The organism is Mojavia sp., assembly GCF_059505145.1.
In genome coordinates this window covers 1-6,808 of sequence record NZ_JCACKA010000013.1, presented here as the reverse complement: position 1 = coordinate 6,808, position 6,808 = coordinate 1, and the positions used below count along the sequence as shown (strand labels likewise).

The 6,808-nt window shown below is 40.7% G+C and carries 8 protein-coding genes and 1 pseudogene; 2 read left to right on the top strand and 7 right to left on the bottom strand.

The genetic code is table 11. The features are described from left to right. The 5 genes and pseudogenes from AC5JL8_RS01495 to AC5JL8_RS01475 all read right to left on the bottom strand — a co-directional run. A pseudogene (locus tag AC5JL8_RS01495) lies at positions 1 to 338 on the bottom strand (FAD-binding domain-containing protein); the annotation flags it as partial. Between the two features lie 34 nt (positions 339 to 372). Further along, a complete protein-coding gene (locus AC5JL8_RS01490) occupies positions 373 to 597 on the bottom strand; it encodes a deoxyribodipyrimidine photo-lyase (protein ID WP_495878011.1) in 225 nt (74 codons plus the stop codon). Between the two features lie 132 nt (positions 598 to 729). After that, entirely contained in the window at positions 730 to 1,830 is a 1,101-nt protein-coding gene (gene dinB / locus AC5JL8_RS01485) for a DNA polymerase IV (RefSeq protein WP_495878010.1), read from the bottom strand. Between the two features lie 49 nt (positions 1,831 to 1,879). Continuing rightward, the gene (locus AC5JL8_RS01480) at positions 1,880 to 2,704 is read right to left on the bottom strand and encodes a hydroxymethylglutaryl-CoA lyase-like TIM-barrel protein (RefSeq protein WP_495878009.1); all 825 of its coding nucleotides are present in this window, start codon (positions 2,702 to 2,704) and stop codon (positions 1,880 to 1,882) included. A gap of 135 nt (positions 2,705 to 2,839) precedes the next feature. Beyond that, the gene (locus AC5JL8_RS01475; protein WP_495878008.1) at positions 2,840 to 3,814 is read right to left on the bottom strand and encodes a hypothetical protein; all 975 of its coding nucleotides are present in this window, start codon (positions 3,812 to 3,814) and stop codon (positions 2,840 to 2,842) included. 288 nt (positions 3,815 to 4,102) lie between these two features. Here AC5JL8_RS01475 and AC5JL8_RS01470 point away from each other — a divergent pair, with 288 nt between their 5' ends. Next, entirely contained in the window at positions 4,103 to 4,378 is a 276-nt protein-coding gene (locus AC5JL8_RS01470) for a hypothetical protein (RefSeq protein ID WP_495878007.1), read from the top strand. Positions 4,379 to 4,771: 393 nt separating this feature from the next. On the opposite strand, the gene AC5JL8_RS01465 is transcribed toward AC5JL8_RS01470, so the two are convergent. After that, positions 4,772 to 4,945, bottom strand: coding sequence for a hypothetical protein (locus tag AC5JL8_RS01465; RefSeq protein WP_495878006.1), 174 nt, complete (start codon positions 4,943 to 4,945; stop codon positions 4,772 to 4,774). A gap of 153 nt (positions 4,946 to 5,098) precedes the next feature. Here AC5JL8_RS01465 and AC5JL8_RS01460 point away from each other — a divergent pair, with 153 nt between their 5' ends. Beyond that, positions 5,099 to 5,737: a hypothetical protein gene (locus AC5JL8_RS01460; RefSeq protein ID WP_495878005.1), complete on the top strand. Its 639-nt coding sequence runs from the start codon at positions 5,099 to 5,101 to the stop codon at positions 5,735 to 5,737. A gap of 874 nt (positions 5,738 to 6,611) precedes the next feature. Here the strand turns inward: AC5JL8_RS01460 and AC5JL8_RS01455 are convergent. Then, positions 6,612 to 6,808: hypothetical protein (locus AC5JL8_RS01455; protein ID WP_495878004.1), on the bottom strand; the 197-nt coding region annotated here is incomplete at its 5' end.

Genomic DNA, 6,808 nt, shown 5'->3' with positions numbered 1-6,808 from the left:
TATCTTAACGGTTTACTTGCTATTTGAGTGTTTCTGCCAAAAGTGGATGCTCCCTGTTTAGCCCCGTGATGCCATGAAATTCCACAGTTAATTGTCAAGAATGTGGCACACATTGCCCTCATACGGAAGTTCATCCAGCCCATCGTTTATAGTTGGCGCATACTTGCATCAATCAGTGGAAAACCTGTCATTCCCTGTTGCCATGCCTCGAATAATTCCTGCTTTTCTGGTGACAAGGGTTCTGGTGTGTATAAATTATCAAATTCTCTGTAGCGATTGCTGTAGGCAATCTCTGGATGAAAATACAGTCTTTGAGTAAAACTATCATGCCAGCGCAAACGCTCCCGAAATGCTTTTAAGGAGAAGCATGATTTAGGCTGATTTTTCAGTTCTTCTGCTCTGTTGCAAAATATCTGTGGAATTGCCTTCAAATAAGTACAATTTACTTCCTAATTTGTGCAGATTATAGTCAAGGTTGGACAAAGACTCAAACAAAAACCTGACTCTCCCCTTTCCCACATCTGCCCAGGTATAAAACCAAGGATCAATAATGAACAATGGTAAAACTGCTGCACCGTCAGCGCTTGCCAATGTCACAATCTCATTATCAGTTAGCCGCAAATCTCGCCGAAACCACAGAAGGTGCATAATTCAACTTTTTCAGCCTACAATACATTTGTACCAAATGGCTGTGAGTTTTTCTACTCTAGTAATTAGATTGGTTACAACTCATTCACCACTGCCTTCAAACAGTGGCAGTTGTATTACTTGTGTTTGCTTCGCGTTCTCTAGGTTAAACAATGCAATTCCTAACAACCTAACGCTGCGGTTTTCTAACTCAACTGTTTCAAACAGTGCTGTCGCTGTTGCAATGATAGTTTCTAAATCACGGGTGTAATTAGGTAGAGTTTTACTGCGCGTGATTTGCTGGTAATCAGAAAACTTGATTTTTAGAGTTAACGTGCGTCCCCTTGTGGAGTTCTGTTCAAGCCGTTGTTGGACAAAAGAAGCAATTTGTTCGAGTTCGTGTAGCATTTGAGCGCGATCACTTAAATTTACCGCAAATGATGTTTCTGCACCAACCGACTTGCGGACTCTGTTCGGCTCAACTGCACGATCATCTTCTGCTAGAGCTATCTTATAGTAATGATGCCCCACCTTCCCAAAATTTTGTGTTAACTCAGCAAGCGAGCGCGCTTTCAAATCTGCACCAGTATGAATGCCGAGCGAGTGCATTTTCGCTGCTGTTACTTCCCCGATTCCATGAAATTTCTCAATCGCTAACCCTTCCACAAAAGCTTTAGCATCCTGGGGTAGAATTACCGTTAGTCCATTCGGCTTGTTCTGTCCTGATGCCATCTTTGCCAGAAACTTATTAATTGACACGCCTGCCGTTGCTGTTAACTTTGTTTGTTCTAGAATTTCTGCTTTGATGTGTCTGGCGATGGTGGACGCATAGGGGATGTTTTGTTTATTCTCGGTCACATCCAAGTATGCTTCATCCAAAGCTACCCCTTCAACTAAATCGGTGTAGCGTTTGAATATTACGTGGATTTGGGCAGAAACTTCTCGGTAGACATCAAATCTCGGTCGCACGAAAATAAGGGAGGGACAACGAGCGAGCGCACTTACTGATGGCATGGCTGAGTGGATACCGAATTTTCTTGCTTCATAGCTGGCTGCTGCTACCACACCCCTTTGATTTGGACTGCCGCCAACAACTAATGGCTTGCCTCGGTATTCTTGATTGTCACGCTGTTCTACCGATGCGTAGAACGCATCCATGTCCACATGAATTATCTTCCTCCAAAACTTTACTGAGGTACACATTTATAGCCACTAACTACTCTTGGACAAAATTGGCGAATAAACTTGGTATCTAAATAAATTCATTTACTATCTCTGATGCTTGCTTCAGCCATGACTGCTCAATACCTGTGTAATAGCTAGAATGATTGGCAATTCTCTCCACTACTTTTGCCAAATCAGCATTCCCCGCACGTACTCCTAATCCATTAATCGAACATTCAATCTGCCTGACTCCTACATCCAACCCTACCAATGAATTCTCCAAAGCAAAACCCAAGTCATCATGGCAATGAACACCAATGATTGCCTGTTCAATATTTGGGACTCTTTGCTTCACCATTTCGATTAGATGCGAAAATTCTTTTGGCTTCGCTACCCCTAGACTGTCAGGAATGGTGATTGTCATGGCACCGCTATTAATTGCTGTTTCCACTGCTTTGCATATCACATCAGGATGGCTGCGAGTGGCATCAAACGCTGACCATTCTACATTTGGGCAATAGTTTCTGGCTAAGGATACACTTTCTCTTATGGTTTGGATTAACTCTGACGCTGACATATTTGCTGGGATGCGAACTGGAGTGAATATATTGATTCTTCCTTTTTGGGTTTTTTTGAGTGCAGCCGCCACTGCCGTAATTTCTTGGGCTTTACTACTAGCCAAACCACAGACTGTAGAATTTTTTACCTGCTCTGACACCAATAACATTTCTTCAGCATCTTTGTCGAATACTCCCGGATAACCGACTTCAATCACATCTACTCCCATTTGGTCAAGAATCTTTGCCAAGCGAATCTTTTGCTCAACTGTCAACTTGCGCTTTAAGGCTAATTCTCCATCTCTTAAGGTTGTATCAAAGATTGTAATTTTTGTTCTTTGGCTGACTTGAGGCATAGCAATTTCAATACTTCTGTACAAATAATTTTTTGTGAGCTTAAATTCGATCTATGTCATGGCTAAATTACTTATAAGCTTAATCATTGCCAACTACAAGTATTTAATTGAGCTAATAAAGAAGATGCGTTACCCTCACCTCTTCTGCTTCCACTCAATCTTGTATTCCTTCTCCACCGCCGCCAGTAGCTTCGCCTGCAACGAAGACAGATAAGGTTTGGCTTGCTTGCCCAACCCCTGCAACAGCCAATCTACTGACGGGTCACGGCTGGCCACTGCATTCAACTGCCGCAATCGCATACATAGCTGCTCCATAAAGAGGCAATCTTCATCTAGCAGTTCCAAGGACTTCAGGTGTTCAATTTTTACTGTATAGTCGCCATCCCAGGTCTGGAGTGTGCAACTGTATTCACCAACGTGAGTGACCACGCCCCAATAACCACCTTTGCCCCTCAAGTCTGGGTTGTCTTTGGGTACGAGAACGCAGATTTCGCCCTTTCTGTAGGGATTCGGGATAGGAGTTCTTTCTCGAATTTTGTCTACAATGTCCTTAACTACCCGGCCAGAAGGAACTTTACCACCCACTTGCTCTACTGCTTGTCGCCATACCTCTTGTTGCTGAGATGCTTCTAGTTTAGTGAGCGGACGTACTTGCCCTTCACTGGTCGGCAGGATTTGTGTCTGAGCAGATTCGACTGTTGCAGCATTGGACTCACTTTCATTTTGTGTCCAAATTGGACACATTTTTATTAAATTATCTACAACCCCAGCTGCTTCCATTAACCTATAAGGATGACGGCGCTCGAATCCAAATCTATCTTTGCAATATTCCTCAAAGGTTCGGTGAGTAGAACGGTACAATCTGCGATCGCGCAACTCCATGAGTGCCTTTCCACCCTCGTAAAACGCTCTCTCCACTTTCCGCTCCAAATGCAGGCGATCTCGCTGTTCCTGCTCAGTTAACTCCGGGACTTCAACAGCCGCCACCTCAATTGTTGCTGAAGCTGGATTATCTTGCTGTTGGGTATCTTTTGCAGGTTTCAGGGCTGGCTTTGGAGGAGTAGAATCCTTGGGAATGGATTTCGCGCGTCTAGAAGGTGGCTTGTTCATTGTCCCACCCCCAGGCTGACAGGGCTTAGATTGATATTTAGTTGTGTCATCATGATAGTAAGCTTTATTTTCTCTTCCCCATCCCTCCATTGAGGTTGGGGTTTTTCATTAGCTTCTTCTATATTTGCATTTGTCGTCAATTGCTTTGTTTAACAGACCGAACAAATTGGCTTGTTTTCACTACTTGTAACTCTCATCCAAATCACACACCATTTAGGGACATTAATTAAATTTCAATTTCAAGCTGCATCTGTTTTCCTGTCTAAAGCTTTTGAAACTTGTATAACCATGAAACCTACCAAAAAATCTGAAATCCTAACTCTTAAGAAATCACTTGCTACACAGCCAGCACCAGAGGAAGTTTCTCCAGTTGATACCGCCATTACTTCCGAACCTGTTATTGAGCAGCAGCCAGATGTAGATGTAGAAAGCCTTGCCCCAGAATATTTCACTAGCTACGCTCCGGTGCTTGAATATCCCACAATCAGATCTGTTGCTAACTCTGGCGGTTGGCAAGCTTCTGATATCTGGCGCGAGTTGCGTGTTGATGGTTTGTGTGATTGATATTATCAGTTGCAACAACTCGCCGTGCTTTTGTCTGAGTTGCAATAGTTTTCGCACACAAGTACTTGATGTGTTGGTCAGCCTGAACTCTTCCAGTAGTTAATTGCAATACATCTCTGGCTGAAATATTTACTGAAATTATCAAATTTTGTAGTTAGTTTTTATTATTGTATAGCCAAACCCCCAGCAGTTATAGCTGCAAAAATGTAAGGAGATACTTTTAATACTTAGTATTTACTACCTTGGGGTCAAGGTACGGCTAAACTTGCGCTCAAGAGTGAGCGTTTGAGTGTGAGATTCTGTCTGCCCTGACATTCGTTTCGCATATTCTGGGAATTTTTCCGCTTATATGGAGGTGCGATGCGCTCGCGGCATCAATACAATGATTTGTTCTCAAAAGGCAACGTCTGCCTCAATCAGTTGCATTAGGAGTATCAATGTAATAGTTGCCATCGTTGCATACATTCTACTAACTAGTTTCAACAGCACTGCCCTTTGGAAGGGTGATTGAAAACCCATCATTGTTTCTGTATTTGTTGGTGCAATTATTGGAGCAGCCACAGCCATTGCTACTGACCTCTACTGTTTACGCGTACAACGTCTAGCCCATCAACAGGATGAAGACTCCACAGATTGGGAAGAAGACGAAGAATGAAGGATATTCGCACAAGTCAGCTTAGATGTATGGTTTTGGAATAACTTAAGTGTATAGAGTATGCCTTGACTCTAAATTCTATGGGTAAGCGAAAGAAAAAAAAGCAAAAAAAATTATTCCCTTGGTTGATAGAACAAGAAAACCTATTTATCCCTAAAACAGGTAACGAAATAGTTACAGACGCTGGCTGGGATAAAATAGCGTTTGATGATGCTCCTAAATTTTTCACCCGTCAAACAATTCAAGATTGGTACGAATCATTTTTAGCAGAACTAGACATCTTTCAACTCGTTCAAGAATCTACCATAAACGTAGATTTAGAAGATGAACAAGCAGTTGATGAGTTTCTAGCCAATTACAATCACACGCCTCAAGAACTAAGCTTAGTTGTCGCTAAAGCTGTCTATCAACATTATGCTTGGGTGAGAGTCTTGCTAATTTCTACACCTGATGTTGAGGAACACTATTTTCAGAATCATGAAATGGAGGCAATACGTCTAGGAATCCATCTGCGGAACTATCTCAACGAGGAAATTCCAGTAATTAACGACTGCCTAGATGCGGTTAGATATTTCTACGGCAGATATCCCAATATAAATTGGCAACCAAGAAAATATGTTTCAGCCGCTTACAAGCTCAAGATATCTCAAGCGACTCAGATATACAACGAGCAGGCTTGGGAGCAAGAGTGGGACGAAGATTGAGATGAAGGGTGGAGCCAATAATTTTTAGATAACGCCAGCAATATATAGAAGTTATTTCTCCCAAACTCAAGAATCATCGCATCATATATGAAGCTAATAATTTAGCGGTAGATCAGCATAGATTCGGAAAACTACTAGAAGTCAAATATAAAAATGGTTACAATTGTACTTAAGGTTTATTATTGTATTGCTCTTTTTCCAGCCATCAAATGATTGGCAATCGTCACCACCTAAATAGGCTACAATAAAGCCGCAAAAAGTTGGATTTAACTTATAAATTTATCGTATCCAAATTAGATAATTTTTATATTTTTATTACAAATTAGGACAAATAAGGTTTTTAATATTCTCCAACAAACTTTATTGCTATTATCTAGCTTTTCTCTCCCTTTAGATAGTTGCAAAAATTAAGGAGCTTTGCAGACACAACTTTTGACTAAATAAATATATTTTTATTATTGAAAAATCCTCAATTAATAACTACAAATTATCCTAAATTCTAAATTCTTAAAACCAGCTTTAAAATCAATATTTTTACTTGATAAATTTTTCATAATATGTCAAATTCTTATATATTAAGTTCACAGGCTCAAATCAATACTTTAATATTCATTAACTTTTTCTAAATTTAGAAAACAAGTACTTGTAAATACAGGTTTTAGATTTGGATGAAAATTAATAGTAATAAAAGTGCATTAATAGCACTTCTTTCTTTGCTTATGACTTCTCCATCTAACGCGCAAATGACTCCCGATCTTACTCTGCCCAACAATTCAAATATTAAGATAGACGGAAACATCAAAACTATTGATGGTGGAACTCAAGTAGGAAATAGCCTATTCCACAGCTTACGCGACTTTTCAGTTACTACCCCCTAGCTATCTAATTGGTATGAAAGAGGCTGAGACTCAAGCACAGTAAGAAGTTCCTGATGTTGATTAACCAAAGCTTGTATTGTGGAAACTGGATTACGATGAAGGCGACGTTTCTGTTGGCGAGAAGCTTCAGCCAAAGCTAATGGGAGCATCCACTTTTGGCAGAAACACTCAAATAGCAAGTAAACCGTTAAGA

Bases quoted from the DNA above. Each gene is read 5' to 3' on its own strand.
- dinB (WP_495878010.1), bottom strand. From the start codon at position 1,830: ATGTGTACCTCAGTAAAGTTTTGGAGGAAGATAATTCATGTGGACATG.
- AC5JL8_RS01470 (WP_495878007.1), top strand. From the start codon at position 4,103: ATGAAACCTACCAAAAAATCTGAAATCCTAACTCTTAAGAAATCACTT.
- AC5JL8_RS01480 (WP_495878009.1), bottom strand. From the start codon at position 2,704: ATGCCTCAAGTCAGCCAAAGAACAAAAATTACAATCTTTGATACAACC.
- AC5JL8_RS01465 (WP_495878006.1), bottom strand. From the start codon at position 4,945: ATGGCTGTGGCTGCTCCAATAATTGCACCAACAAATACAGAAACAATG.
- AC5JL8_RS01475 (WP_495878008.1), bottom strand. From the start codon at position 3,814: ATGAACAAGCCACCTTCTAGACGCGCGAAATCCATTCCCAAGGATTCT.